The organism is Nocardioides xinjiangensis, from assembly GCF_017916385.1.
Lineage (GTDB): Bacteria > Actinomycetota > Actinomycetes > Propionibacteriales > Nocardioidaceae > Nocardioides > Nocardioides xinjiangensis.
The window spans coordinates 1,949,460-1,975,996 of record NZ_JAFMSW010000001.1; the positions used below are offsets into that span (position 1 = coordinate 1,949,460).

Below are 26,537 nucleotides of genomic sequence, written 5' to 3' on the forward strand. Positions count from 1 at the left end.
AGAGTCGGGCCATGACCCGCTACGGCGCTCAGTTCGGCCCCGACATCACCTTCCTCGGCGTGCCCGCGTGCGACCTCGACGAAGAGGCGACGTACGCCGACGCGGACGTCGTCATCGTCGGCGCGCCGTTCGACGGGGGTACGTCGCACCGGCCGGGCACGCGCTTCGGGCCGCAGGCGATCCGGATGACCGACTACCTGCCGCACGACGGCTCCCGGCCGTCGCTGGCCCTGCGCACCGACGCGCTGCGTGACCTCGTGGTCTACGACGCGGGCGACGTCGAGATGTACTCCGGCGACATCGAGGTCGCCCTCCCCGCCCTGGAGGCCGCCGTCGAGAAGGTGGCGCGCGCCGGTGCGATCCCGGTCGTGCTGGGCGGCGACCACTCGATCGCCTACCCCGACGCCAAGGGCGTGGCGAACGTCCTCGGGCACGGGCGGGTCTCGATGATCCACTTCGACGCCCACGCCGACACCGGCGACATCGAGTTCGGCTCGCTGTGGGGCCACGGCCAGCCGATGCGCCGGCTCATCGAGTCCGGCGCGCTTCGCGGCGACCGCTTCCTCCAGGTCGGCCTCCGCGGCTACTGGCCCGGACCCGAGACGCTGGACTGGATGGCCGCCGAGCGGATGCGGTCCTACGAGATGACCGAGATCGTCCACCGCGGCCTCGAGGAGTGCCTCACCGAGGCCTTCGCGATCGCGACCGACGAGTGCGAGGGCGTCTTCCTCTCCGTCGACATCGACGTCTGCGACCCCGGGCACGCGCCCGGCACGGGTACGCCGGAGCCCGGCGGGCTGTCGGCTCGCCAGCTGCTCGACTCGGTGCGCCGCATCTGTCTCGAGCTGCCGGTCGTCGGCGTCGACGTGGTCGAGGTCAGCCCGCCCTACGACCACGCCGACATCACCGCGGCCCTCGCCAACAGGGTCGTCCTCGAGGCGCTCTCGGCGATCGCCCGCCGACGGCAGGACGAGCGCGACGGCACGACCTGGGACCCGGGGCGCCCGCTGCTGGACCGCTGATCAGCGCACCGCCAGCAGCGTGTCGACGTACGCCCGCGCGACCGACGCGGCGTCGACGTCGACGACCACGTCGAGCAGGCGGCCCCCGGGCACCTCGGTGAGCGCTCGGCCGGCGAGGGCCATCGGCCGCGGCTCGACCCGGAACAGCTGCGGGTGCGTCAGCAGGACGAGCGCGCCGGCGTCGCCGACCAGGTGTCCCCGGCGCACCGCGAGCAGCTCGCCGGCCAGCCGCGCCGCCGGCCGGTCGGACGACCTCAGTCGATCCACGTCGGCCGGGGTGACCGAGACCTGCTCGAAGACGTCGGCGACGTAGAGGGTCGTCGGCCGACCCGCGGCGAGCACCCGGGCGGTGGCGTCGACGTCGTGGGCGGCGTTGAACTCCGGCGGGTCCTCGGGCACCAGCTCGCCGGCCACCGCGACCAGCCGCTCGGCGAGCGGCGCGAGGTCGGCGACGTTCGTGAGCGGTGCGAGCCCCACGAGCGTGACCGCGGCGTTCGCGGCGGCCTCGGCCACCAGGTCGCGCACGCTCGTCCGCGCCGGGCGGGGACCGGGCGGCACGCGAACGCCGCCCAACCCGTCGGGTCCGTGGTTGGTGGGTCCGCTCCGCGGCCCGGCGCCCGTCGTCGTGCGCGGGGCGCCCACGACCACCGGCACGTCGGCCGCACCGGCGTGGGAGAGCACGGCCGCCGAGTTGCGGGCAGCCACCTCGACCGGCACGTTGCCCGCCACGGTGGTCACCGCGCACAGCTCGAGCGCCGGGCTCGCGACGGCGTACAGCAGCGCCAGCGCGTCGTCGATGCCGGTGTCGACGTCGAGGACGACGCGCCTCGGCGCTGCCCGATCGGTCATGACGGCAGGCTAGGCCGCGTCGGGCGAGTGCGGTACGACGAGGCGCGGGCGTCGAGCCGGTCGACCACGACTCCTCCGGTGCGACGGTCCCTCGCGCTGTCGCGGGGGGCGAGACGCCTCGACGGTCGGATCAGGAGCAGGTCGTGGTCAGCCCCAGCCCCAGCAGCGACTTGCGGCCGGTGGCGACGGTCCCGGTCGACGAGGCCCACGACGGCGAGTCCGCCAGGAAGGCGCTGACGCGGACCGTGAAGCCGCCGAGGGGGAGGTCGGCAGCCGCATACGCCACGCTGTACGTCGTCGTTCCCGTCCTCGGCGCCACCACGCGGTCCGCGCCGTGGAGCATCCCCTGGGCGTCGGTGAGCCGCACGCGGTAGCCGTAGCGCGGGTCCTGGTCCGGCCACGAGTACGTCAGCGCCTCCAGCAGGCCGCCACCCGCGCAGCTCACGGACGGGGGAGGCAGGACCGCGTGCGCGCGCAGCGAGGTGCCGCTCAGAGCCACGGTGTCGATCCACGACGCCCACCCCGGGGCGCTGTGGGTGACGCCGGTCGCTGCGCCGGCGATCAGCAGCACGGCGAGCGTGAGTACGCGCAGTGGTCCACGCCGCCCGCGCCGCGCGTCCGCGCGAGGGTGAGGACCCGGCGACGCGACCCGGACGGCGTCGACGGGGTGCCCCGCAGACGGGCGGAGCGCCACGTGCAGCAGGTACGCCCCGTAGAGGAGGAGCGCGAAGCGTCCCGCCCCGGTCCCGAGCCAGCCCAGGGCGTACCCGAGCCACGGCACGGCGAGCACGACGCGCTCGGCTGCGGTGACGTGGTACGGCTGGGGGTCCGGCACGCGGTTGGCGTCGCCCTGCAGCCGCAGCGTCGCGACGTCCCCCTCGAGGGCCGCGCCGACGACGCGGTGGGTGACCCGAGCCCCGTTCGTCGTGGTCACGGCGACCACGTCGCCGGCGGCGATGTCGGCGGCGTCGATCCGGTGCACCCACGCCAGCGCGCCGGTGGGGATGGTCGGAGACATCGACCCCGAGCGGAAGACCATCGGACGGACGTCGAACGCGAGCGCGCACACCGTGGCGAGCAGGCAGAGGCAGCCCAGGACCGCTGACGCGGTCAGCAGGGCGTGGCGGGCGCGCGTCACGACACGTCCGAGGTGCCGTGGACGGTGATGCGCACGGACGTGGTCGCGCCCTGGAGGGCGGCCGCCGCGGTCGACGGCATCGTGACCTGCACGCAGACCCGCTCGGACCCGCCCGGGGCGAGCAGCCTGCCGCTCGCGATCAGGGGGCCGTCGAGGGTGGCGGCGGTGCCGGACCATGCCGGGCCGGGACAGGTGGCGGCGGGAGCGACACCGGTGGTCGCCGTGTCGCCGGTGACCTTGACCGCCAGCGCGCCGGCGAGCCCCTTGCCGTCGGGGTTCGTGGCGGACGTGGCGGCCGTGTACCTCAGGGGCGCCGTCCCGGTGTTCCTGACGGTCAGCACGGCGGCCGTCGAGCTCCCCGGGACCATCGCTGACAGGTCCAGCGCGGTGTAGCCGGCGACCTGGTCCTGGCCGTCCACGCGGAGGTCGAGCGTGCCCGCGGTGACGGTGGTGCCCGCGACCTCGACCTCGTCGGTCCAGTGCGCGTACGTGCCGGGCGTGGCGAGGACGAGCACCGTCCCCAGGCCCAGGAGGGCTCGGACCCGCGCGGAGGTGCGGCCCGCCGTCCGCGTCGAGGGACGCCCCGGCCCGCCGGTGGGCGCCGCAGCGTCCCGGCGGGGGAGCCACGGCGTGGCGCGCCTAGACATGCTGTGCCTGGACATGCTGCGCCTAGACATGCTGGGCCTAGACATGCTGTGCCCTGACGTCGTCGCGGGCCGGGCGCCGCGCGCGCAACCCCGACCTCAGCAGCACGGCCGCGTAGACGAGCAGCGCGGCGGCGACGAGGCGGGTCCCGGCCTGGCGTGCCTCCGCGGTCAGCAGCTGACCTGCGAAGCCGAGCCACGGCACGGCGTACCACTCCTCGCCCCTGACCTGCACCGGCCGCACCCAGCGCCGGTCGGGCACGGCGTTCGCGTCCCCGCGGGTCTGAAACACGGGCTCACCCTCGGCGTCGACGCCCTGGCTGACGACCCGGTGGGTGACCACCGTCGGCTCACCGGAGTCCAGCTGGTAGGTGATGACCGAGCCGACCCCGATGTCCTCGGGCTCGGTGGGACGTACGACGACGAGGGTGCCGGGAGGCATCGTCGGTTCCATGGAGCTGGTCAGCACCGTGTAGGGCACGGCCCCCGCCAGGCGCGGCACGACGACCGCGAGGGCCATCGCCGCGCCGGCGGCGAGCAGCACCGCCAACGTGGTCACGCGCCACGCCCGCCTGAGGACCGACATCGACGATCAGGCGTGCTGCTGGCTCAGCGAGACCGTCAGCGCGTCGAGCGTCGCCGTGACGCCCTGGGCGGTCGTGCCCGCAGTGGCGGCGTCGAACGTCACGCTGACGACAGCGGTCAGCACCTTCCCGTTGTCGGCACTGGTGATGGCGCCTCCGTCCGCGAGCGGCGCAGCAGCGGTTCCAGCACCTGCGGCGCCGAGGGTGTAGACGGCGCTCGGCTTGAGCTGCTTGACGAGGTCGGCGTCGCTTGCGGCGGCGAACTTCGGCGTGCCGAGTCCCGCCGTGGCCTTGAGGTGCGCGCCAGACGCGTTCACGGTGTAGGTGCACGTCCGGGTGATGACGTCGCCCGGCACGAGGAGGGTGGATCCGGGCGAGAAGACCTCGCCACCGCCCGCGGCGTCGAGGATCCAGTCGCCGCAGCCCTGGCCCTCCGCTTGGACGAGGCTGAGCGTGCCGGACCTGATGTCACCGCCGCTCACCGACTCGCTGTCGTTCCAGGACGCCAGTGTCCCGGCTCCGCCGATCAGCAGGACCGAGGCCGTGGTGACCGCGAGGGCGGCCTTGGTGTTCTTGTGCATCTGTTGCTCCCGTGGTGTGGATTACGGATCGCCGACGGGGGTCGACGGCAACGAAGTGGAACCTGAACGGTTACGCCTCGGTGAGCAAACAGGGTCGATATCACCCGACTGGGCCAGCGCGAACCACCCGCCTGCGTGGGCCCGGTCGGCGGACGGGTCATGCGTCCCTTCCGCGCGGGTCAGCCGCAAGGGGTGGGCCCCGGGGGTCGGGCGCGCCGGCCCTACCGAGCGGCTCGCAGGTACTGCACCGGCCACAGGTCGTGGTCGGTCTCGCCCAGCTCGTGGGCGGCCCGGAGCGGCCAGTGCGGGTCGCGGAGCAGCTCCCGACCCAGCAGGACGACGTCGGCCGAGCCCTCGGCCAGGATCTCCTCCGCGTGCTTGGGCTCGACGATCAGGCCCACGGCGCCGGTGGGGACCTCGGCCTCGGTGCGGATCCGACGGGCGAACGGCACCTGGTAGCCCGGCTCCACCGGGATGTCGGCGGCGACGTTGCCGCCGGTCGAGGTGTCGACGAGGTCCACGCCCTCCTCGCGCAGCACGGCCGCCAGGCGCACCGTCTCGTCCGCGGTCCAGCCGCCCTCGACCCAGTCCGTGGCGGAGACCCGGACGAGGAGCGGCACGCCGGCGCCCACGCGGTCGCGTACCGCCCGGGTCACCTCGAGCACGAGCCGGACGCGGTTCTCGAAGGACCCGCCGTACTCGTCGTCGCGGAGGTTCGACACGGGCGACAGGAACTCGTGCAGCAGGTAGCCGTGTGCGGCGTGCACCTCCACCACGTCGAAGCCCGCGGCCACGGCGCGGCCGGCGGCGTCCGCGAAGGCCTCGACCACCCTGCGGATGCCGGCACGGTCGAGCGGCTCGGGGTCGTCGCGGAGGCCGGGGTAGGGGGCGGCCGACGGGCCGACGGGACGCCAGCCGCCGTCGGAGTCCGGCACGCCGCCCCTCCTGCCGTCGAACCCGGAGTACGTCGACGCCTTGCGACCCGCGTGGGCGAGTTGGACGCCGGCGGTCGCGCCCTGGCTGTGCAGGAAGTCGACGATCCGCGACCATGCCGCCTGCTGCTCGTCGTTCCACAGGCCGGTGTCGTCGGGGGTGATGCGTCCCTCCGGGACGACCGCCGTCGCCTCCGCGAGCACCAGGCCCGCCCCGCCACGGGCGAACGAGCCGAGGTGGACCAGGTGCCAGTCGCCGGGGACGCCGTCGACGGCCGAGTACTGGCACATGGGCGCCACCCACGCCCGGTTGCGGATCGTGACGTCACGGAGGGTGATGGGGGAGAACAGCAGGCTCATGCCATCGTCAAGGTGCTCGACCCCTCATCGATTCCGCGCAGTGGGCGAGATCACGAGCGCTGCCGGCGGCCGGTCGACGACGCGCGGCGTGCAGTCGGGAGATGGACGAAGCCGCAGGCAGCTTCGCTGACCTGCGGCTTGATGTCTTGCGCGCCTGTAGGGATTCGAACCCCAAACCTTCTGATCCGTAGTCAGATGCTCTATCCGTTGAGCTACAGGCGCCCGTCTGCGCGAACCGTGCGGCCCGCGAGGACTGGTCGAGGATAGCCGACGTACTCCGGACGAGCGAAATCAGCACGTCCGAAGGACCGGTCCCGACCCCGTGGCGGTGCCTTATGGTGCCTAGCACCCGCACACGCGGCGGTCCGCACCCGCCGCAGACTGAGAGGTAGCGCGATGGCAGATCTCGAGGCAGTCATGGACGAGGCCGGGCTCACGAACCCCCGGGTCCGCGAGTTCGTCAAGGAGTACGCCGAGCTCACCGGGGCGGCGCGGATCGAGGTGGTCAACGCCTCGGACGACGCCCGACTGCTCGAGGAGGCGGTCGAGGCCGGCGAGCTCCAGCGCGCGGGCGAGGGCCGGTACTACTCGCGCAGCTACCACAAGGACACCGCGCGCTCGGAGGAGCGCACGGTCGTCGCGACCAGCGACGAGAAGGACCGCGGCGTCTACAACAACTGGCGTCCGGCCTCGGAGATGAAGCCGCTGCTGCACGACCGGATGCGCGGCGCCTCCGAGGGCAAGACGATGTACGTCATCCCCTACCTCATGGCTCCGGCCGGCAACGTCCTGGAGCCGTGGGCCGCCGGCGTCGAGCTCACCGACACCCGCACCGTGGTGCTGCACATGATCCGCATGTCCCGCGTCGGCGTGCAGTTCGTCAACGACCTCGACGACCCCGACTCGTTCGTCCGCGCCGTGCACGTCACCGGCGACCTCGAGCACCTCGGCCAGGGCACGGCCGACGACCAGCGCTGGTTCGTCACCGTCGCCGACGAGCGCACGATCCTCCACTACGGCTCGTCCTACGGCGGCAACGCGCTGCTCGGCAAGATCGCCCACGGCCTGCGGCAGGGGGCGTACGACGGCTGGGCCAGCAGGAAGTTCCTCGCCGAGCAGTACATGCTCATCGGCATCCACGACAAGCAAACCGGGAGGACCTGGCACGTCTGCGGCGGCTTCCCGAGCGCGTCGGGCAAGACGAACCTCGCGATGATGGCGGCTCCCGACGCCCTCGGCGACCGCTACCACGTGTCCTTCTACGGCGACGACATCGCCTGGCTGTGGGTCGACGAGGAGTCCGGCCGGCTCATGGGGATGAACCCGGAGTACGGCGTGTTCGGCGTCGCCAAGGACACCAACGAGGTGACCAACCCCAACGCCCTGCACTCCATCGGCGAGGGCTCGCAGGCGATCTTCACCAACGTCGCCTACAACCCCACGACCGGCGAGGTGTGGTGGGAGGGCAAGACGCCGCGGCCGCCGGCCGACGTGCGGGGCTGGCTCGACTGGACCGGATCCCCGCTGGCCGACCGCAAGGACGACGACACCGCCGCCTGGGCGCACCCCAACAGCCGCTTCACCACCACCCTGGCCAACGTCCCCAACATCGCGCCCGACTACGACGAGCCGGCGGGCGTGCCGATCGACGCGATCATCTTCGGCGGACGCACCCGCGACCGCGAACCGCTGATCCGTGCGATCACCGACCTCGCCGAGGGCGTCTACGACGGTCTCACGCTCGGCGCCGAGGCCACGTTCGCCGCCGAGGGCGTCGACGGACAGCTGCGCTACGACCCGATGTCCAACCGCCCCTTCATGGCCTACGGCGAGGGCGACTACGCGCGCCACTACCTCGACGTGGTGGGCGCGGCCGCCGAGCAGCCGATCTTCGCCCACGTCAACTGGTTCCAGCGCGACCCCGAGGACGGCCACTTCCTGTGGCCGGGCTACCGCGAGAACCTGCGGCCGCTGCTGTGGCTGCTGCAGCTCAAGGCCGGCGAGGTCCAGGGGCGGCGGACCGCCGTCGGCATCCTGCCGACCGAGGAGGAGCTCGACCTCCGCGGCCTGGACGTGCCCGCGGAGCACCTCGAGCGGATCCTCAGCATCGACAAGGCTCGCTGGCAGCAGGAGATGGGCTTCCGGGAGGAGCACCTGTCGCAGTTCGAGCGGATGCCGGAGGAGATCTGGGAGGCGCACCGACGTGTCGCCGCCGACCTCGAGCAGGAGGACTGAGCCCCGCCGGGGCCGCGAGGCACATCCCGGCACCGTCGCGAAACCCCCGCCGGGACGGGGGTTTCGTGCGTCCGGAGGGCCTCAGGCGTGCTGAAACGACTCAACGGATGAGGGGCGAGACACAGGTCACAACCCTGTGATCGATCCAATATGTGGACACCGGGCGGAGGGCTAGTTTCCCCGCAAGTCGCCGACAACGAGGCCGCGCGAACCAGACGCTCCGCACGCTGAAGGAAACGGTCATGACAGCAACGATCGACCCGCAGACGCCCACGATGAATGACGCCGAGCCGCCGACGACCCACCAGGGCATCCTGGCCTGGGTCAGCGAGGTCGCCGAGCTCACCCAGCCCGACGCCATCCACTGGTGCACCGGCTCGGACGAGGAGTGGGAGCGGCTCACCGCGGCCCTGGAGGCGACCGGGACGTTCACCCGGCTGAACCCCGAGGTGATGCCCAACTCGTTCCACGCCGCCTCCGACCCGACCGACGTGGCACGCGTCGAGGACCGCACCTACATCTGCTCGGTCGACGAGCGCGACGCCGGTCCCACGAACAACTGGATGGACCCGGCGAAGATGAAGGACCTCATGCGCGGGCTGTACGCCGGGTGCATGCGGGGTCGCACGATGTACGTCATCCCGTTCGTGATGGGCCACCTCGAGGCCGAGCAGCCGATGTTCGGCGTGGAGGTCACCGACTCGGCGTACGTCACCGTCTCGATGCGCGTCATGGCCCGCATGGGCACCGACGTGCTGCGTCGCATCGAGGAGCTCGAGGCCCGGGGGGAGGACCCGAGGTGGGTGCCTGCGCTGCACTCCGTCGGGATGCCGCTCGAGCCCGGCCAGGACGACGTCGCGTGGCCGTGCAACGACACCAAGTACATCGTGCAGTTTCCCGAGGAGCGGATGATCTGGAGCTTCGGCTCCGGCTACGGCGGCAACGCGCTCCTGGGCAAGAAGTGCTACGCCCTGCGGATCGCGTCGGTCATGGCGCGCGACGAGGGCTGGCTGGCCGAGCACATGCTCATCCTCAAGCTCACCTCGCCGCAGGGCGTGACCAAGTACGTCGCCGCGGCGTTCCCGAGCGCGTGCGGCAAGACCAACCTCGCGATGCTCAAGCCGACGATCCCCGGCTGGACGGTCGAGGCCATCGGTGACGACATCGCCTGGATGCGCATCGGCGAGGACGGGCGGCTGTGGGCGGTCAACCCGGAGTTCGGCTTCTTCGGCGTCGCGCCGGGCACCAACGAGCACACCAACCCACACGCGATGGAGACCATCCGCAAGGGCAACTCGGTGTTCACCAACGTCGCGCTGACCCCCGACGGCAACGTGTGGTGGGAGGGCCTGGAGAACACCCCCGCCGAGGCGACCAGCTGGAAGGGCGAGCCGTGGACCCCCGAGTCGGGCGAGCTCTCCAGCCACCCCAACAGCCGCTACTGCACCCCGATCAAGCAGTGCTCGATCCTCGCCGACGAGTACGACGACCCGCGTGGCGTGCCGATCGACGCGATCCTCTTCGGCGGTCGCCGCAAGACCACGATTCCGCTGGTGACCGAGGCCCGCGACTGGAACCACGGCACCTTCATGGGTGCCACCCTGTCCTCGGAGACCACCGCTGCGGCCGTCGGCGCGGTGGGCGTGGTCCGCCGCGACCCCATGGCGATGCTGCCGTTCATCGGCTACAACGCCGGTGACTACTTCGGGCACTGGATCGGCATGGGCAAGGACCACGACGCCGCGAAGCTGCCGAAGATCTTCTACGTCAACTGGTTCCGCCGCGGCGAGGACGGCGACTTCCTGTGGCCCGGCTTCGGCGAGAACAGCCGCGTGCTCAAGTGGGTCATCGAGCGCATCGACGGTCATGCGGCGGCGGTCGAGACGCCCATCGGCCACGTGCCGGCCCCGGGCTCCCTCGACATCGACGGCCTCGACGTCACCGAGGAGCAGCTCGCGCAGGCCCTCGCGGTGGACCCCGAGGAGTGGAAGGCCGAGATCCCGCAGATCGAGGAGTGGTTCGCCAGGTTCGGCGACGACCTGCCGGCCGTGCTCTGGAGCGAGCTCGACACACTCAAGGCACGCCTGGACGCCTGACGGCTCGGTCCGTCGTCCCCAGCCACGTGGGGAGGGGTGTGGCACCATTCCTCCCCACGGGACGAGGTCTAGTGGAGGTGGGCCATGCCCTTGGGGCCGCAGGAGCGCATCCTCTTCGAGGAGCAGTCGTCGCCCCTCTACGAGGAGATCGTGAGCTCCGGAGGCATCAGCCGCACCGACGAGCGCATCCTCGAGGGCGGTGAGCTGCACCGGGCGTTCGAGCTCCTCGTCGACGTCGGGCTGGTGGCCGAGGACGACGACCAGTGGCGCGCCGTGGACCCGGCCGCCGTCCAGGCGCAGGTGGTCGCGCCCCTGGGCCAGCAGGGCGCCGAGCTGATCGCCGAGTCGGCCCACTGGGCACAGGCCTTCAGCACCCTGACCCACGCCTGGCGCCGCTCGCCCCACGCGGTGGGCGGTCCCTTCGCGGAGATCCGGGGCCTCGCCACGATCGGCAACTTCCTCGCCTCGCTGGTGAGCGACGCCGAGGTCGAGCTGCTCACCGCCCAGCCCCAGGACCGTCGCGGGGTCAAGCAGCTCGGGGCGGCGGGCGCCCGTGAGATCGCCGCGCTCAAGCGCGGGGTCAAGATGCGCACGCTCTACCAGCACGCCGCCCGACGCGGAGCGGACACCCGCAAGTACGTCGCCGCCGTGACGGCGGCCGGTGCCGAGGTGCGCACCCTCGACGAGTTCTTCAACCGCTTGATCGTGGTCGACCGGCGGATCGCCCTGATCCCCAGCCACGAGGGCCTGACCACGGCGATGCTCATCAACGAGCCGTCGATGGTCGGCTACCTCGTCGACATGTTCGAGCGGCACTGGGAGCGCGCGCGGCCCTTCACCAACAGCGAGAGCTCCCTCATGCGCGACATCGCCGCCGAGCAGCGCGCGATGACGATCCGGATGCTGCTCGAGGGTCGCGCGGATCCCGCCGGCGCCAAGCGCCTGGGCGTCAGCCCCCGCACGTACGCCGCCTACGTGGCCGACCTCAAGAACGAGTTCGAGGTCGAGACGCGCTTCCAGCTCGGCTACGAGATGGGCAAGCGCGGCATCTCGGGGCGCGAGGACGACGAGCCGGCTCGCTGACCCGAGCGCGCCGGAGCAGGTTCCCTCGAGCCGGGACAGAGACGAGGGCAGCACCTCGGTGAAGTGCTGCCCTCGGTGCCGGGACGGGCCTGTGGGGGAGGCCGTCGGACCAGAACTCGTGGGGGGTTGAGGGGTCCGTGTCCCAGCTCTCTTGTTACGTGCCCATCATGGCACGGCTCGTGTCAGCGGGGGGCCTTGATCTTTCCCCCCCAGGTGGTGTCGATGCTCGTGGGGGCCTTGGCCTTTCCGCCCCACGTGGTGTCTGCGTTGGCAGGGCCGGCCCCGATGCCGACGACTCCGAAACCGAGGACTGCCACGATGGCAGCGGCGGCGATGCGGCGTACTGGGGTCATTGCTCTTCACCTCGAATATCACGTGTCACAGGGGGATGACCGGACCATTCTCTCCCACCGTCCGCGAGGACGTCCCCTCGCGGCGGTTGCAGATCTGTGCATTGCAGGATCCTGCAAGAAGGTAACGGACGGCGCACGCGAACGGCCCCCTCTGAAAGAGGGGGCCGATCGGCGGAGGCGGAGGGATTTGAACCCTCGATGGGGTTTTAGCCCCAAACCCGCTTAGCAGGCGGGCGCCATAGACCGGACTAGGCGACGCCTCCATGCCCGACCGGGGCCGGGCGCACAGAAGGTTACAAGGATCGACGCTCCCGCGCCGAATCAGGTCACCACTTGCGGAGGCCGTGCCCGCGCTGGAGGTGGTCCTGGACGTCCCGGACGAAGGCCTCGCGGTCGATCGCGAGCACCTCGACCGGGATGGTCGTCGTCCGGCCGTCGCGCAGGCGCAGCACGACCACGGGCGAGCCGGCGACGGTGGTGGTGACCGCGTCCTCGACGTCGCGCCAGCGGGCCGAGGCGACACCCACGCCGCGGACCCACTGCACGCGGTAGCCCTCCTCGGTCAGCCGGACGACCCAGCCCTTCTGCCGCCAGGTCCACCATGCGGCGAGCAGGAGCAGGAAGGTCAGCACGACCGGCACGAGCAGGAAGACGGTGTGCAGGTCGGCGACGGCGATCACCACGGTGCTGACGAGGATCAGCACGGCCACCGCGCACAGCACGACGCCCAGCAGGCGCGCCGCGACGGCGGGGGCGAGGCGGTGGACGGTGGCAGGGTCGGTCGGCACGCCTCGAATTCCACCACGGGAGCGACGTACGGCCCGCGCTCGGGTCGGCCGGCCGGCTGCCCGCGCCGGACCGGTTGGGTAGAGTCCGGCGGTGTGCGGCGCCGCGGCGTGGCACGAGGAGGGGTGCCGGAGCGGCCGATCGGAACCGCCTTGAAAGCGGTCGTAGGGAGACCTACCGCGGGTTCGAATCCCGCCCCCTCTGCGGATGCGAGCGGAGCGAAGCCTCCGCTGAGGGGGCATGGCCGGGCAGGCGGCTGCGGATGCGAGCGGAGCGAAGCCTCCGCTGGACCCGTGCGTCATACGAAGCCGGACGTATCGGCGCGGATTGGTATGACGCAGGGCGGCCCAACCGGCGGTGGCGCCTTTTGCGTCATACGGAACGGGACGTATGGGTGCGGCTCGGTATGACGCAGCGCGGCCCGAGCGTCGGCCCGAGCTCCGTACGTCATACGGAGCGGGACGTATAGGTGCGGATCGGTATGACGCAGAGCGGCGGCGGCGGCCAGGGGAGGGCGCGGACGAGCCGCAGCGGCGAGAAGGCGAGGGGCGTCAGCCGGCGAGGAAGCCGAGGTCCTGCATCCGGCCGATCTCCGCCCGCAGCTCGGGATGCTCGGCGCTGTCGGCGGCCCGGGCGCCCGCGAGGTAGAGCGGCGTGCCGTCCGCGCCGCTGCCGTCGAAGACCACCGTGAGCCGGTTGGCGGACGACGCGTTGATCAGCGAGCCGAGCAGCGCCACCGGGTCGGAGCGGTCCTCCAGCGAGAGCACGCGGGTGGACTCGGGGATCCGCGGCACCTGCGCCGACGGGGCGCCGGCGGTGACGACCTGGTCGACGACGAAGCGCGACGAGACGGCGGTCGCCGCGATCTCGGCAGCGATCGTCCCCCCGGAGGCGGACCCCACCAGCATCACGCGGGCGTCGTCGTCGGTGACGGCCTTCTCGATCGCGCGGACCACCTGGCCGACAGCGGTGGTCGGATCGGCTCCCACGAGGCGCAGCCGGCCGGACTCGTTGCCGAGCGGGCCCGGCAGGTAGGCGATGTAGCGGCCGGCGCCCACCCGCTGCACGCTGACCCTGCGGTCCTCGGCGAGCAGGTTGCCGATCAGCTCCTCGAGCGTGCGCGGGGCGTCGCCCGCCGACGTACCGGCCTCGGTCCCCGGCTCGTCGACCTCGACGAAGGAGCCCGCGGAGTCGCGGAACGCGGAGACCGCGTCGGTGGGGAACGGGTCCACGCCGATCGCGCGGAGCCCGCCGCGGGCGGCGTGGGAGCCCCGGTCGGAGCCGAGCACGCCGGCGGTGAGCAGCGAGCGCATGTGGAGGCCGTCGAGCAGCCCGCCGCCACCGGACAGGTGGTCCATGAGGTCGGGGTTGTTCTCGGCGAGCTCGCTGAGGTACGCCGTCACGCCGTCGCGGTCGAGGGTGTCGGTCTCGATGAGCCCGGCGCTCACGATGGCGCCGCCGAGGGCGACCTCGGGTGCGAGGTAGCCGATGGCGCGGCCCGCGATGGAGCCGAGCGTCTTGTAGGCGGCCTGCTGCAGCTCGTCGATCCAGCGGTAGGTCAGCACCGTGGCGCGTACGACGAGGGCGTCGGCGTCGAGCTCGACCGACCGGGTCAGCAGGCCGTGCTTGCCCGTGGTGGCGGCGCGGACGTCGTCCTCCGCCTGCGCCCAGGTGGCCCGGGACAGCTCACCGGTGTCGACCACGTCGTCGTCGGCGAGGATCTCGGTCCCGAGGCGCGCGCGGGTGCGCATCTCGTTGCCCGCGGCGTCGAACAGGTCGGCCAGGGCGAGCATCCGGTCGTACTTGTCGGCGGCGACGGACGCCGAGGAGTCGGCCGGCGGCCCGGCGGGCTGACCCGCGCGCGAGCCGGCGCCGTGGGCGCGGAGGTCGTCGAGGTCGCTCATCTCACGCCACGTCCTCTCGGAGGGCGACCTGCGCCAGGACCGGGGCCAGCTCGGTGGCGAGGTCGTCGGGGTCGACGCGAGCGACGGCCACGCGCGCCCCGTCGTCGTGGCGGGGGGTCAGCGAGTGCCAGCCGTCCCCGAGCAGCACCCACGACACCACGCCGACCGACGTGGTCGCCCGCTCGGACACCTCGGCCGCCAGGATGCGCATGCGGCCGCGGCTCTCGGTGTGCACCGCGGAGACGGCAGCCGCCGCCTCCGCGTCGCCGAGCTCGGCGCCGTCGGCGAGGACCGAGCCGCCCGACTGGCTTACGAGCACCGGGACGAGGTCGGCGCGACCGGCCCGCAGCGCCTCGCCGACGGGGTCGGCCAGGGCGTAGGGGACGTCGAGGAGCGCCGGCACCTGCGAGGCGCCGAGGGGCAGGTCCTCCGGCGGCGCGGTCACGCGGGCCAGCTCGGTGGTCCACTGGTCGACGGGGAACCACGCCAGCTCGAAGACGATGCCGTCGCAGGTCGACAGGCTCGCGACCGCCTGGCCGGACTGGCGGTGCCACGCCTTGACCTGCGCCTGGCCGGCGGCGACGTCGATGTCGAGGGCGAGGCGGGGCGTGGCGAGGAGGCCGACCGCCCCGACGAGGCCGGGGTCGGCGCCCTCGTCGGTGACCAGCCCGCGCCGCCGGAGGGTGTCCTCCGGGTCGTGCAGGGTGGCGAGCGCGTCGGCGTAGGCGGAGTCCTCGACCGAGCCGAGGCTCCGGCCGAGCCGCCCCGAGAGGGCGCTCGTCTCGGAGCGCGCGGCGTCCTCCGCAGCGAGGTTGAAGGGCAGCGGTGCGCCGCCCGCGAGGTCGGCGACCAGCCGGAGCTCGGGCAGGGTCAGTGCGAGCCTGCGGGCCATGCCGTCGAGCAGGCTCGTGGGCGGCGGGGGAGGCGCGGTCAGGTCGATGGTCACCATGTCAGAGCCCCGGGAGTGTGACGGTCAGCCAGTCCTTGTGGCCGGCGGGCGGCGGGTCGAAGGCCAGGAGGACGGCGTCGGTGTCGTCGGGTGTGGCTCCCTCGCCGGCCTCGCCGAGACGAGTGCGCGCGTCCTCCACCAGCGTGGTGGCCTTGCGGGAGCGGAGCTCGATCGCGTCCTTGAGCGTGTCGACCTCGGCGAGGTGCCGAGCCAGGGACTCCGCGGCGGTCTCGTGGTGCGCGGCGGCGACGCGGAGGTGGGTAGCACGCTCCTTGATGCGTTCGCGCATCGCGTCGGCCGCCTTGCCGTGCCACGGCACGGCCTCCGCCTGGGACACGAGGCGGGCGGCGAGGGCCCGGATGTCGCCACCCTGCTCGCGGAGCTGCGCCACGCGCCTGCGGCCCGCGGCGGTGTCGCCGTACATCGATCACACCCTTTCGTCCGTCCACGCCTACCCACCGGGACGCGCGCCAAACGCCCTCCGCCCCGGCTGATTGTGCCGCAGGTCCCGCCCCCGGTGCTTCCTCCACACTGGTGCGGCGACGGGTCGGCGGGGCGTGGGACGCGGCGTCCCGGAAGGTCGCCGGCCGATAGGATCGGGCGCGCCCCGACCGTCACGACACGAGGTGTGCATGACCTTCGACGTCCACCAGCTCGACCTGTTCGTGCTGGTCGGGGCGGTCGTGACGCTCGCGGCGATCCTGGCCGTGCGGGTGTCGGCGGGCGTCGGCCTGCCCTCGCTGCTGATCTACCTCTTCATCGGCGTGCTGCTGGGGGAGGGCGGCCCCTTCGGGATCCCGTTCGAGGACGCGCAGCTCGCGCACGCGCTGGGGTTCGGGGCGCTGGCGATCATCCTCGCCGAGGGCGGACTGACCACCGACTGGCGCCAGATGCGCTCGAGCATCAGGCTGGGGCTGTCGCTGGCCACGCTCGGCGTCGCCGTCTCGGTCGCGGTGGTGGCCGTGGGCGCGCACTACCTCCTGGGCCTGCCGTGGGAGCTCGCGATCCTGCTCGGGGCGATCTGCTCGCCCACCGACGCGGCCGCGGTGTTCTCGGTGCTGCGCGCCCTGCCCCTGCCGAAGCGCCTGACGGGTGCGCTCGAGGCGGAGTCGGGGCTCAACGACGCCCCAACCGTCGTCCTCGTCGGCATCATCTCCAGCGGGGCGCTCGCCGGGTCGAGCGCCGTCGAGACGGCCGGCATCATCGTGTTCGAGCTGGTCGCCGGCGCGTTGGTCGGCGGCGCCTGCGGCGTCGCCGGCGCGTGGATCATGCGCCGGGTGGCGCTGCCGTCGTCGGGCCTCTACCCGCTCGCCGTGCTGTGCCTGGCGTTCCTGGCGTACGGCATCGCGGCCGCCGCGCACGCCTCACCCTTCGCCGCGATCTACGTCGCCGCGCTGATCCTGGGCAACAGCGAGCTCCCGCACCGGGTCGCGACCCGGTCGTTCGCCGAGGGCGTCGCCTGGCTGGCCCAGATCGGGCTGTTCGTGATGCTCGGCCTGCTGCTCTCGCCCGGTCGCATCGACCTGGAGACCGTGGTGCAGGCGCTGGTGACCGGACTGGTGCTCACCGTCGTCGCCCGGCCCCTGTCGGTCCTCGTCAGCACCGTGGTGCAGCCCATGGCGGCGCGCGACGTGGCGTTCCTGTCGTGGGCCGGGCTGCGCGGAGCCGTGCCGATCGTGCTGGCGACGATCCCGCTGGCCGAGGGCGTCGAGGGGGCCGACGACCTCTTCGACATCGTCTTCGTGATGGTCGTCGTCTACACCCTGCTGACCGGCCCGACGCTGCCGTGGGTGGCTCGCCGGCTGCGGGTGGCCCGCCGCTCGCAGCCCCGCGGGCTCGACGTGGAGGCCGCACCGCTCGACAAGGTCGCCGCCGACCTCCTCCAGGTGACCATCGCCCCCTCGTCGAAGATGCACGGCGTCGAGGTGGGGGAGCTCCGGCTGCCGAAGGGCGCCTCGGTCTCCCTGGTCATCCGGGCCGGCGACGTGCTCGTGCCCGAGCGGCGTACGGTCCTGCGGGCCGGCGACGACCTGCTGGTCGTCACCCCGCGCAAGCTGCGCGAGGCCACCGAGGCGCGGATGCGGCACGTCTCGGACAACGGACGCCTCGCGCAGTGGCTCGGCGACCCGTCACGGCGCGAGCGCGACTAGACCGGCGACCCTCGCCTCACTCGGAGCCGGTGGCCCGGCAGTAGGTGGCGTCCGCCTTCGCGACCACCGACTCCACCTGCTTCTTGCGCAGCGTCTGGAACCTCTCGCCCACCACGACCACGATCCCCGGTCCGATCGCGTCGCCGGGGACGACCTCGGCCTGCTTGAACTGCCGCTGCACGAGCACGACGGCAGGATTGGTGGGGTCGGCGGACCAGATCTGCGTGGTCGCGGCCGGCAGCGGCGAGTCGCCGACCTCTCCGGTGACGAAGCCACGCTCCTCCAGCTGCGCGCTGGTCGCGCTCGCGAGCCCGCTGCGCTCGCTGCCGTTGAAGACGCTCACCACGACCTGGTCGCGCCGCACCTCCGACCCGGCGGCGACCGGTGTGTCCTCGCAGATCGCGACGGGCTCGTCCTCGGGGAACGGCTCGGTGAAGGCCGCCCACCCCCAGAGCGCCGCCACGAGCACCAGCGCCGCGAGCACCGCCAGCGTGAGGGCCGACCTCAGGGCGCCGCTCACTGCTCGGCCACCTGGTGGACCCGGGCGTGGAGCACGCTGCGCTGGTGCAGGGCGGCGCGCAGCGCCCGGTGCAGGCCGTCCTCGAGGTAGAGCTCACCGCGCCACTGCACGACGTGGGCGAAGAGGTCGCCGTAGAAGGTGGAGTCCTCGTCGAGCAGCGTGTCGAGCCGGAGGGTGTCCTTGGTCGTCACCAGCTCGTCGAGCCGCACCTGTCGCGGGGGCAGCTCGGCCCAGGCGCGCGACGACAGCCCGTGGTCGGGGTAGGGCCGGCCGACGCCCACCCGCTTGAAGATCACGCCGGTGATCATAACGACGCCCTCCTGCGCGACGCCGCGTCCGAGGCGCGTGCGCGGCTAGGCTCCGGACATGAGCGAGACCTCCGACGTGGAGCCGAACCCCGACGACCCGATCTCCGCGGCCGTGGCCCCGGGCTACCGGTTCGAGGGGCCGGCGCTCGAGCTCGGCGGGCTGATGCTCGACGCGGAGCGCCTCGGCGACACCCGCATCCGGATCCCGCTGGGCATGCTGAACCGGCACGGCCTCGTGGCGGGCGCCACCGGCACCGGCAAGACCAAGACCCTGCAGCTGCTGGCCGAGCAGCTCAGCGCCAACGGCGTGCCCGTCTTCGCCGCCGACATCAAGGGCGACCTCTCCGGCATCAGCGTCCCCGGGGAGGGCGGCGACAAGGTCACCGCGCGCGCGGCAAGCGTCGGCCAGCAGTGGACGGCGACCGGCTTCCCGACGGAGTTCTACGCGATCGGCGGGCAGGGCGTCGGCGTACCCGTCCGCGTCACGATGAGCGCGTTCGGGCCCACCCTGCTCGCCAAGGTGCTGGACCTCAACGAGACCCAGGAGTCCTCGCTCGGCCTGGTCTTCTACTACTGCGACAAGCAGGGGCTGCCGCTGCTCGACCTCGCCGACCTGCGCGCGGTGCTGCAGTACCTGACCGGAGACGCGGCCGGGAAGGCCGAGTTGAAGACGATCGGCGGGCTGTCGCCGCAGACGGCCGGCGTGATCCTGCGGGAGCTGGTGGCCTTCGAGGCGCAGGGCGCCGACGTCTTCTTCGGCGAGCCCGAGTTCGCGACCAAGGAGTTCCTGCGCGTCACCGAGGACGGCCGAGGAGTCGTCAGCCTCCTCGAGCTGCCGCACCTCCAGGACCGGCCGGCCCTCTTCTCGACCTTCCTCATGTGGCTGCTGGCCGACCTCTTCCACGACCTGCCGGAGGAGGGAGACCTCGACAAGCCGAAGCTGGTGTTCTTCTTCGACGAGGCGCACCTGTTGTTCGACGACGCCTCCGAGGCCTTCCTCGACCAGGTCGCGCAGACCGTGCGGCTCATCCGCTCCAAGGGCGTCGGCGTCTTCTTCGTGACGCAGTCGCCGACCGACGTCCCCGACGAGGTCCTGGCGCAGCTCGGGTCGCGCATCCAGCACCAGCTCCGCGCGCACACGCCGAACGACGCCAAGGCGCTGCGGGCGACCGTCGACACGTACCCGAAGAGCGCGTACGACGACCTCGGCGAGGTCATCACCAGCCTCGGCATCGGCGAGGCCGTCGTGACCGTCATGAACGAGCGCGGTGCGCCGACGCCCGTGGCCTGGACCCGGCTCCGCGCGCCCGAGTCGCTGATGGACCCCGCGCCCGCCGCGGTGATGGAGGCGGCGGTCGCGGCCTCGCCGCTCAGCGCCAAGTACGCCGAGCCGATCGACCGGGAGTCCGCGCGCGAGCTGCTCGCCGCGAAGCTCGAGGAGGGCGCACGGAAGGCGGCTGAGGACGCCCGCATCAAGGAGCTCGAGCGGGAGCAGAAGAAGGAGCGGGTGACCAAGGCCTCCCGGAAGTCCTCCCGGGCGCCGCGCGCGCCGCGGGCGCCCGAGGAGCAGGACGGCATGGTGGAGACGGTCGTGAAGTCGGCGGCGTTCAAGGACTTCATGCGCACCGCGGCCCGCGAGGTCGCGCGGGGGATGTTCAAGAGCGGGCGGCGCTGAGGGTCGTCGGCTGGCCGCGGCTGGCCGCCGGGCTGACCGCCGGGGCGACCGCCGGGCCGGCGCGGGCGTCATGCGGACCGGCGTCTATACGTGCGGCTTCGTATGACGTCGCCGGCGGCCGGCGCCACCGACGGGTGTCATGCGGACCGGCGCCTATACGAGCGGCTTCGTATGACGTAGCCGGCCGCCACCGCCAGGGCCACCGCCAGCGTCATGCGGACCGGCGCCTATACGTACGCCATCGTATGACGCAGCCCCCGCCACCGCCGGGCGTCATGCGGACCGGCGCCTATACGTACGCCTTCGTATGACGCAGCCGGCCCCGCCGGGAGCAGGGGCCCCCCGGGAGGAGGAGCAGCGCAGCGCAGCCGCGCGCCCCGGCCGGCAGCCACGTCACATCGTGGGCTCGAGCCAGGCCAGCTGCGTGGTCTGCGTGCCGCCGTCGCGGGTCACGACGCGCGCGCGGCCCTCGGGCGCCGGCTGCGGGCGGAGGTTGCCGATCAGCACGCCCTCGTCGCGCGGACCCGACAGCATGACGCCGGGCATGGCGAGGTCGCGCAGCGACTGGATGACCGGCTCGTAGAGCGCGCGCGAGGCACCGCCCGTGCGCCGAGCGACCACTACGTGCAGGCCGACGTCGCGGGCCTGCGCCATCAGCGGCTGCAGCGAGGAGACGGGGGAGGACTGGGCGGTCGCGACGAGGTCGTAGTCGTCCACCACGACGAAGACCTCGGCGCCGGTCCACCACGACCGGTTGCGCAGCTGCTCGGGCGTCACGTCCGGTCCGGGGATGCGGCCCTCGAGGTAGGTCGCGATGTCCTTGAGCGTCGGCGTCGCCTGCGTGCCGGAGGTGAGGTAGTTCAGCAGGTACTCGTCGGGCACCTCCCCGAGCAGCGAGCGCCGGTAGTCGACGAGGACGATCTGCGCCTCCTTGGGCGTGCGGGTGCGCATGACCTCGTGGACGTACGCCCGCAGCAGCGCGCTCTTGCCCGACTGGCCGTCACCGAAGACGAGCAGGTGCGGCTCGGCGTCGACGTCGAGGCCGACGGGGGCGAGCTCCTTCTCGTTGATGCCGAGCAACAGGTGCCTGGCCGGCAGCTGCCGCCGCGCGGCGTCCTCGCGGACCGCGTCGAGGGTGACCATCTCAGGCAGCAGCCGCAGCTTGGGGCCCTGCGGGCCCTGCCACGCCTTCGCCACCCGGTCGATGAGGTCGTCGACGCCGTCGCCGAGGGTCTCGGGGTCGCCGACGCCGTCGATGCGGGGCAGCGCTCCGAGGAAGTGCAGCTTGGACGGCACGAGCCCGCGGCCCGGTCGGCCGGCCGGGACGAGCGCCGCGACCTTGCGGTCGACCTCGGAGTCCAGCGGGTCGCCCAGCCGCAGCTCGAGCTTGGAGCCGAACACGTCGCGCATCGCGGCGCGGAAGTCGGCCCAGCGCGTGGAGGCGGTGACGATGTGCAGGCCGAACGTCAGGCCGCGCGCGGCGAGCTGCTGGATCTCCATCTCGAGGTCGTCGAACTCCGCCCGCAGGGTGCTCCAGCCGTCGATGACCAGGAAGACGTCGCCCCAGCCGTCGTCCGCGCGGCCCTGGGCGCGGCGGGAGCGGTAGGTCTCGATCGAGTCGATGCCGTTGTCCCGGAAGTAGGCCTCGCGCCGGTCGACGATGCCCTCGACCTCGGCCATCACGCGGCGTACGACGTCGGGCTCCGAGCGGGTGGCGACGCCGGAGACGTGCGGCAGCCGGCCCAGCGGCGCGAACGTGCCGCCGCCGAAGTCGAGGACGAAGAACTGCGACTCCAGCGGGGTCGTCACCAGGGCCATGCTCGTGACGATGCTGCGCAGCATGGTGCTCTTGCCCGAGCGGGGGCCGCCGACGACGGCCACGTGGCCGGCGGCGCCGGTGAGGTTGAGGGTCATCGTGTCGCGGCGCTGCTCGCGCGGCCGGTCGACGGTGCCGAGCGGGACCACCAGGCCGGGCAGGTTGCGCCACTGCGGGGACGTGAGGCCGAGCTCCGGGCTCTCCACGAGGTCGGGCATGAGCTCGTCGAGGGTGTCGGGCACGTCGAGCGGCGGCAGCCACACCTGGTGGGCCGCGGGACCCCTCCCGGCCATCCGCTGCACGGCGATGTCCAGCAGGGACGGCTGCTCGCCCTGCTGCTGCGGCTGCGGCGCGGCCACCTCGGCCACCTCCTCGGCCAGCGGCTCGAGCGCCTGCACCTCCGAGATGGTGAACGGCAGGATGCCGCGGATCGCTCCGCCCTCGTCGCGGGTCACCCGGGCGCGGCTCGACGGCGGACCCGAGACGTACGCCGCCTTGAACCGCAGCAGCGTGGACTGGTCGGGCTTGAGGTAGCCCAGGCCGGGCACGGCGGGGAGCTCGTAGGCGTCCGGCACCCCCAGCACCGCGCGGGACTCGCCGGCGGAGAACGTGCGGAGGCCGACGCGGTAGGACAGGTGCGACTCCAGGCCGCGCAGGCGACCCTCCTCGAGCCGCTGCGAGGCCAGCAGCAGGTGCAGCCCGAGCGAGCGGCCGAGGCGCCCGATCGCGACGAAGAGGTCGATGAACTCCGGCTTCGCCGACAGCATCTCGGAGAACTCGTCGACGACGATGAAGAGCGAGGGCATCGGCTCGAGCGGCTCGCCGTTGGCGCGGGCCTTCTCGTAGTCGCGCACCGAGGCGTAGTTGCCGGCGTCGCGCAGCAGCTCCTGCCGACGCGTCATCTCGCCGGACAGTGCGTCCTGCATGCGGTCGACGAGGGTGAGCTCGTTGGCGAGGTTGGTGATGACGGCCGAGACGTGCGGCATGCCCGCCATGCCCGCGAAGGTCGCGCCGCCCTTGAAGTCGACCAGCACGAGGTTCAGCTGCTCCGAGGAGTGCGTCATCACCAGGCCCAGCACCAGGGTGCGGAGGAACTCGGACTTGCCGGAGCCGGTCGCGCCGATCACCAGGCCGTGGGGGCCCATGCCCTGCTGGGCCGACTCCTTGATGTCGAGGTGGATCAGGCCCCCGGAGTCGCCGATGCCGATCGGCACGCGCAGGCGGTCGCGGGCGGGCCGGGGTCGCCAGGCGGTGTCGGGGTCGTAGGAGAAGATGTCGCCCAGGCCGAGCAGGTCCATGTGGTCGGGCGTCGCCGAGGTGATGTCGACGGCGCCGCCGGCCGAGGACGCCTCGGCGCTCGCGGTCTTCAGCGGCGCGAGGCGCCGGGCGAACGCCTCGGCCGTCGCGATGTCGCACTGGTCGGCCAGCGCCCTGACCGGCTCGCCGCGCAGCCGCAGCGCTCTGACCGGGCGCTTGCCGAGCTCGTCGGGGGCGTCCGCGTACTCCAGGCGCAGCCGGGTGGGGTCCTCGAGCTCGTCCCACCGGCTCGGCAGGTCGAGCAGGGTGACGCCGTGGAGGCCGTCGGGCGGCACGATGTGGTTCCCGGGCGGCAGGTGGCCGCCGTCGATGACGAGCAGGATGTGCGGCGTCGCCGCGCGCTCGTCGGCGCCGAAGCGCGGCCGGTCGCTCAGGTCGGGCGGCAGCAGGTTGCCGAGGTCGTCGAGCGAGGTCGAGACCAGGCGCATCGGGCCGACCGCGTCGGCCTCCCGGGTGCTCTGGGCGTGCGGGAGCCACTTCACCCAGTCCCAGTGGGTCAGGTTCTGCTCGGAGCTCAGCACCGCGACGATGAGCTGGTCGGGGTTCTGGAACGCCGTCGCCGAGCAGATCATCGCGCGTGCCGTCGAGCGGACCTCCTCGGCGTCGCCGCACAGCTCGATCCGGTCGAACGCGCGGAGGTCGATCGACGCCGGCAGGTGCGGCTGGAGCCGGTGCACGACCAGCAGGCGGTGCAGGGCCGACGCGGCGGCGGGGTCGACCTGGTCGACGGGCGCGCTCTCCGGGGGCACCAGCTCCAGCGACAGCGGCTGCGAGCACAGGCCGTAGCGCACGTGCAGGAAGTTGTCGTCGGACGCGGTGTGCTCCCACAGCCGGGTGCGGTCCTCGGCGAGCGAGGGCAGCGCCGAGGGCTCGGGGTGGTGCCAGTTGAGCGCGCGCCGCTGCTGGTCCGCCGCCTCACGGGCCACCTGGCGGATGTTGCTCAGGTAGCGCAGGTACTGGGTGCGGGAGCCGGTGACCTGCTGGGCGCGCTGCTTCCGCTGCCGGTCGATCTGGACGACGATGAAGCCGAGGGTCGCGAAGAGGAACATGCCCGCGGCGAGGAAGCTGCGCCCCTTGTTGGCGCCGCCCATGGTGGCCACGAGCACGATCGAGCCGAGGCTGCCGAGCATCGGGATGGCGTTCATGAGCACGCCGCTCGCGCCCTCGCCCTCCTGCAGCTCGGGCGGCGGCTGGAGCACGATCTGACCGCCCGGCATCTCGGGCTCGTCGAGCCGCTGCCCGCCCCGCAGTGTCGTGCTCACGCGTCCCCCCGTGCCTCACCCGATGACGTCGCGACGATGATAGGTGGTGTGCTGCTCAGCGCCCGCGACTACTGTGTGGCGCGCAGGAGCGCCCGCACGACGCGAAGGGGGTGTCCGTGTCGGACGTCGCGATGCCCGGCTCGACCGCCGCGACGATCGCGCTGAGCATCCACGGGCCCGCCGGGGTGCTCGACCTCGTCGTGCCGGCCGGCGCGACGCCCGTCGACGTCGCACGCGAGTACGCCGCCCAGGCCGACGTCGCCGGCATCCCGCTGCTGCAGACCGCCCTCGGCGAGCGCCTCAACGCCGCGGTGCCGCTCGCCGATGCGGGCATCCAGACCGGTGACCTGCTCGTGGCGACGACCGGGGTGCACCGCCCGCGCCGGGTGACGCTGCTCGAGGCCGCGAAGAACGCGCCCGAGAGCCCGGCGCTGGCGTCGCTGGTCGCCGCGACCGCCTCGCTCGTCGCCGGCCTCGCCGCCTGGTACGCCGGACGGTCGGGGGACGACACGGTCCGCACCGTCGCCGTCGGCCTGCTGCTCGCGTGCGCCCTCGGCGGCGCGCTGCCGATCGGCCGGCACACGCGCCAGCGCGCCGCGGCGGCGCCGGCCTTCGGCGCCGCCGCCGCCTTCGCGGCGCTCCACGAACCCGGTGTCCACCTGCTTCCCGCCATCCTCGGCGCCGCCGGCATCTCGGCGGCCGTGGTCGCCGGCATCGGTCGTGCGCTCGCCGTCGACGACGGGGCGGAGGTGGCCACGGTGTGGATCGCCGGCGGGCTCACGGTGTTCGGGTGCTGCGCGCTGCCGACCCTGCTCGGGTGGGACGACCGGATCGCGTGGACCCTGCTGGTCCTCATGTCGATGATGGCCGCGCGCTTCGCGCCCGCGCTCGCCGTCGACGTGCCCGACGAGGCCCTCCTCGACCTCGACCGGCTCGCCGTCACCGCCTGGTCGGCGCGCGACGGCGGGCGGCGGGCACGCCGCGGCCGGGTCGTCGTCGCCGCGGACGCGATGGAGCGGCTGGTGCGTCGCGCCTCGCGCACCGTCACGGGCGCCGCAGCCGCGGTCCTGGTGACCGTCGTCATCGCGAGCCCGCTGCTGCTGACCAGCGCGACCATCGACCTCGACCGCATCGGGGCGCGATGCCTGGTGCTCTTCGCCGGCTGCGCGCTGCTGCTGGCCGCCCGCTCCTACCGGCACGCGGCCGCCCGCGCGCTCCTGCGGCTCGCCGGGCTCGGGGCCCTGGTCGCGCTCGCGGTGCACCTCGTCGCAGGACCCGGCGCGGCGCACCTCGACACCTTCGGCTACCTGGCCGTCGGGCTCGGCCTCGTGGCGGTCGCGGCGGCGGTGGCCACGGGCCGCGGCTGGCGCTCGGTGTGGTGGTCGCGGCGGGCGGAGGTCGCGGAGTCGCTGTGCGGCAGCCTCGCCTTCGCGGCGGCGGTCGTCGCGGCGGGCGTCTTCCGGCGCCTGTGGGAAATGACCTCGTGATGTTTAGCGGTGACCCGGTCGGGTAGACGCCCGATCAGCGCGGGGGGTCGGGACGTCTCCCCGAGCGCAGGACGCCGTCCGGCGGACCACCAAACACACACGAGACTCGGTCGGTTCGACCGCCGAGGGAGAAGGATCTTTCATGAGCGAGATGTACGGCCAGACAGAGAAGGCCCTCTCCAAGGGTGCCGACTTCGTCGACCAGGCCCGCGGCGACGTCAAGAACAAGTGCGGCGTGCTGTCCGGCAACATCCAGTCGATGATGGCTGGCTGGGGCGGTCAGGGCGCCACGGCGTTCAACAACCTGATGATCGCCTGGGACCAGAAGCAGGAGACCATCCTCAAGGCCCTCGACCAGCTCTCGGCCGCGATGAAGGAGACCGAGCGCGACAACGTCTCGACCGACGAGGCCCAGTCCGCCACCCACGCCAACCTCCAGAGCCGTCTCGGCTGACGCCGGCGCCCCGACCCGACAGACCAGGAGAT

The 26,537-nt window shown here is 73.0% G+C and carries 21 protein-coding genes and 3 tRNA genes; 9 read left to right on the plus strand and 15 right to left on the minus strand.

The window, feature by feature from the left end:
- Window positions 1–11 precede the first annotated feature (11 nt).
- Window positions 12–1,022 (plus strand): agmatinase, encoded by a 1,011-nt coding sequence (speB, locus tag J3P32_RS09185; protein WP_210439482.1) that lies wholly within the window; start codon window positions 12–14, stop codon window positions 1,020–1,022.
- Here speB and J3P32_RS09190 read toward each other — a convergent pair whose 3' ends face one another.
- The 7 genes from J3P32_RS09190 to J3P32_RS09220 form a co-directional block, all read right to left on the minus strand.
- The gene (locus J3P32_RS09190; RefSeq protein WP_210439483.1) at window positions 1,023–1,871 is read right to left on the minus strand and encodes a nucleoside hydrolase; all 849 of its coding nucleotides are present in this window, start codon (window positions 1,869–1,871) and stop codon (window positions 1,023–1,025) included.
- Between the two features lie 130 nt (window positions 1,872–2,001).
- Window positions 2,002–3,009, minus strand: a complete 1,008-nt coding sequence (locus tag J3P32_RS09195) for a signal peptidase I (RefSeq protein ID WP_210439484.1) — start codon at window positions 3,007–3,009, stop codon at window positions 2,002–2,004.
- Window positions 3,006–3,671, minus strand: a complete 666-nt coding sequence (locus J3P32_RS09200) for a SipW-dependent-type signal peptide-containing protein (RefSeq protein WP_210439485.1) — start codon at window positions 3,669–3,671, stop codon at window positions 3,006–3,008. Before J3P32_RS09200 ends, J3P32_RS09195 begins: the two co-directional genes overlap by 4 nt.
- A gap of 22 nt (window positions 3,672–3,693) precedes the next feature.
- Entirely contained in the window at window positions 3,694–4,212 is a 519-nt protein-coding gene (locus J3P32_RS09205; protein WP_307861638.1) for a signal peptidase I, read from the minus strand.
- Between the two features lie 33 nt (window positions 4,213–4,245).
- Window positions 4,246–4,818 (minus strand): alternate-type signal peptide domain-containing protein, encoded by a 573-nt coding sequence (locus tag J3P32_RS09210; protein ID WP_210439487.1) that lies wholly within the window; start codon window positions 4,816–4,818, stop codon window positions 4,246–4,248.
- Window positions 4,819–5,039: 221 nt separating this feature from the next.
- Window positions 5,040–6,110: an NADH:flavin oxidoreductase/NADH oxidase gene (locus J3P32_RS09215; protein ID WP_210439488.1), complete on the minus strand. Its 1,071-nt coding sequence runs from the start codon at window positions 6,108–6,110 to the stop codon at window positions 5,040–5,042.
- Between the two features lie 149 nt (window positions 6,111–6,259).
- Window positions 6,260–6,332 (minus strand) — tRNA-Arg (locus J3P32_RS09220).
- 174 nt (window positions 6,333–6,506) lie between these two features.
- Here J3P32_RS09220 and J3P32_RS09225 point away from each other — a divergent pair.
- The 3 genes from J3P32_RS09225 (at window position 6,507) to J3P32_RS09235 (ending at window position 11,524) form a co-directional block, all read left to right on the plus strand.
- Window positions 6,507–8,345, plus strand: coding sequence for a phosphoenolpyruvate carboxykinase (GTP) (locus J3P32_RS09225; RefSeq protein WP_210439489.1), 1,839 nt, complete (start codon window positions 6,507–6,509; stop codon window positions 8,343–8,345).
- A gap of 242 nt (window positions 8,346–8,587) precedes the next feature.
- On the plus strand, window positions 8,588–10,441 hold the full coding sequence (locus J3P32_RS09230; RefSeq protein WP_210439490.1) for a phosphoenolpyruvate carboxykinase (GTP): 1,854 nt from the start codon (window positions 8,588–8,590) through the stop codon (window positions 10,439–10,441).
- 84 nt (window positions 10,442–10,525) lie between these two features.
- Complete coding sequence (locus J3P32_RS09235; protein WP_210439491.1) at window positions 10,526–11,524, plus strand: phospholipase D-like domain-containing protein; 999 nt, start codon at window positions 10,526–10,528, stop codon at window positions 11,522–11,524.
- A gap of 525 nt (window positions 11,525–12,049) precedes the next feature.
- On the opposite strand, the gene J3P32_RS09240 is transcribed toward J3P32_RS09235, so the two are convergent.
- Together J3P32_RS09240 and J3P32_RS09245 are read right to left on the minus strand one after the other, a co-directional pair.
- Window positions 12,050–12,140 (minus strand) — tRNA-Ser (locus tag J3P32_RS09240).
- Between the two features lie 63 nt (window positions 12,141–12,203).
- Entirely contained in the window at window positions 12,204–12,665 is a 462-nt protein-coding gene (locus J3P32_RS09245) for a hypothetical protein (protein ID WP_210439492.1), read from the minus strand.
- 117 nt (window positions 12,666–12,782) lie between these two features.
- Here J3P32_RS09245 and J3P32_RS09250 point away from each other — a divergent pair.
- Window positions 12,783–12,867 (plus strand) — tRNA-Ser (locus tag J3P32_RS09250).
- A gap of 347 nt (window positions 12,868–13,214) precedes the next feature.
- Here the strand turns inward: J3P32_RS09250 and J3P32_RS09255 are convergent.
- Genes J3P32_RS09255 through J3P32_RS09265 form a run of 3 tightly spaced genes read right to left on the minus strand, consistent with a single transcriptional unit; the run spans window position 13,215 to window position 15,940 of the window.
- On the minus strand, window positions 13,215–14,567 hold the full coding sequence (locus tag J3P32_RS09255) for a hypothetical protein (RefSeq protein WP_210439493.1): 1,353 nt from the start codon (window positions 14,565–14,567) through the stop codon (window positions 13,215–13,217).
- 1 nt (window position 14,568) lies between these two features.
- Window positions 14,569–15,516, minus strand: coding sequence for a hypothetical protein (locus tag J3P32_RS09260; RefSeq protein WP_210439494.1), 948 nt, complete (start codon window positions 15,514–15,516; stop codon window positions 14,569–14,571).
- Window position 15,517: 1 nt separating this feature from the next.
- Complete coding sequence (locus tag J3P32_RS09265; protein WP_210439495.1) at window positions 15,518–15,940, minus strand: hypothetical protein; 423 nt, start codon at window positions 15,938–15,940, stop codon at window positions 15,518–15,520.
- Window positions 15,941–16,148: 208 nt separating this feature from the next.
- Between J3P32_RS09265 and J3P32_RS09270 the strand changes: the two genes are divergently transcribed.
- Window positions 16,149–17,666: a potassium/proton antiporter gene (locus J3P32_RS09270; RefSeq protein ID WP_210439496.1), complete on the plus strand. Its 1,518-nt coding sequence runs from the start codon at window positions 16,149–16,151 to the stop codon at window positions 17,664–17,666.
- 16 nt (window positions 17,667–17,682) lie between these two features.
- Here J3P32_RS09270 and J3P32_RS09275 read toward each other — a convergent pair whose 3' ends face one another.
- Both J3P32_RS09275 and J3P32_RS09280 read right to left on the minus strand, forming a co-directional pair.
- The gene (locus tag J3P32_RS09275; RefSeq protein WP_210439497.1) at window positions 17,683–18,186 is read right to left on the minus strand and encodes a LytR C-terminal domain-containing protein; all 504 of its coding nucleotides are present in this window, start codon (window positions 18,184–18,186) and stop codon (window positions 17,683–17,685) included.
- Complete coding sequence (locus J3P32_RS09280; RefSeq protein WP_210439498.1) at window positions 18,183–18,482, minus strand: type II toxin-antitoxin system VapB family antitoxin; 300 nt, start codon at window positions 18,480–18,482, stop codon at window positions 18,183–18,185. Before J3P32_RS09280 ends, J3P32_RS09275 begins: the two co-directional genes overlap by 4 nt.
- 70 nt (window positions 18,483–18,552) lie before the next feature.
- Here J3P32_RS09280 and J3P32_RS09285 point away from each other — a divergent pair, with 70 nt between their 5' ends.
- Window positions 18,553–20,169 carry a helicase HerA-like domain-containing protein gene (locus J3P32_RS09285; protein ID WP_210439499.1) on the plus strand — a complete coding sequence of 539 codons (1,617 nt, stop codon included), beginning with the start codon at window positions 18,553–18,555 and terminating at the stop codon, window positions 20,167–20,169.
- Between the two features lie 393 nt (window positions 20,170–20,562).
- Here the strand turns inward: J3P32_RS09285 and eccCa are convergent, their stop codons facing one another.
- Window positions 20,563–24,564, minus strand: a complete 4,002-nt coding sequence (eccCa, locus tag J3P32_RS09290; RefSeq protein WP_307861639.1) for a type VII secretion protein EccCa — start codon at window positions 24,562–24,564, stop codon at window positions 20,563–20,565.
- A gap of 116 nt (window positions 24,565–24,680) precedes the next feature.
- On the opposite strand from eccCa, the gene J3P32_RS09295 reads away from it, so the two are divergent.
- Window positions 24,681–26,051, plus strand: a complete 1,371-nt coding sequence (locus J3P32_RS09295; RefSeq protein WP_210439500.1) for a hypothetical protein — start codon at window positions 24,681–24,683, stop codon at window positions 26,049–26,051.
- Window positions 26,052–26,193: 142 nt separating this feature from the next.
- Entirely contained in the window at window positions 26,194–26,505 is a 312-nt protein-coding gene (locus J3P32_RS09300) for a WXG100 family type VII secretion target (protein WP_210439501.1), read from the plus strand.
- The last annotated feature ends 32 nt before the right edge of the window (window positions 26,506–26,537 follow it).

Coding starts and splice junctions, on each gene's coding strand:
- speB (WP_210439482.1), top strand. CDS start 12: ATGACCCGCTACGGCGCTCAGTTCGGCCCCGACATCACCTTCCTCGGC.
- J3P32_RS09190 (WP_210439483.1), bottom strand. CDS start 1,871: ATGACCGATCGGGCAGCGCCGAGGCGCGTCGTCCTCGACGTCGACACC.
- J3P32_RS09200 (WP_210439485.1), bottom strand. CDS start 3,671: ATGTCCAGGCACAGCATGTCTAGGCGCGCCACGCCGTGGCTCCCCCGC.
- J3P32_RS09210 (WP_210439487.1), bottom strand. CDS start 4,818: ATGCACAAGAACACCAAGGCCGCCCTCGCGGTCACCACGGCCTCGGTC.
- J3P32_RS09215 (WP_210439488.1), bottom strand. CDS start 6,110: ATGAGCCTGCTGTTCTCCCCCATCACCCTCCGTGACGTCACGATCCGC.
- J3P32_RS09225 (WP_210439489.1), top strand. CDS start 6,507: ATGGCAGATCTCGAGGCAGTCATGGACGAGGCCGGGCTCACGAACCCC.
- J3P32_RS09230 (WP_210439490.1), top strand. CDS start 8,588: ATGACAGCAACGATCGACCCGCAGACGCCCACGATGAATGACGCCGAG.
- J3P32_RS09235 (WP_210439491.1), top strand. CDS start 10,526: ATGCCCTTGGGGCCGCAGGAGCGCATCCTCTTCGAGGAGCAGTCGTCG.
- J3P32_RS09255 (WP_210439493.1), bottom strand. CDS start 14,567: ATGAGCGACCTCGACGACCTCCGCGCCCACGGCGCCGGCTCGCGCGCG.
- J3P32_RS09260 (WP_210439494.1), bottom strand. CDS start 15,516: ATGGTGACCATCGACCTGACCGCGCCTCCCCCGCCGCCCACGAGCCTG.
- J3P32_RS09265 (WP_210439495.1), bottom strand. CDS start 15,940: ATGTACGGCGACACCGCCGCGGGCCGCAGGCGCGTGGCGCAGCTCCGC.
- J3P32_RS09270 (WP_210439496.1), top strand. CDS start 16,149: ATGACCTTCGACGTCCACCAGCTCGACCTGTTCGTGCTGGTCGGGGCG.
- J3P32_RS09285 (WP_210439499.1), top strand. CDS start 18,553: ATGAGCGAGACCTCCGACGTGGAGCCGAACCCCGACGACCCGATCTCC.
- J3P32_RS09300 (WP_210439501.1), top strand. CDS start 26,194: ATGAGCGAGATGTACGGCCAGACAGAGAAGGCCCTCTCCAAGGGTGCC.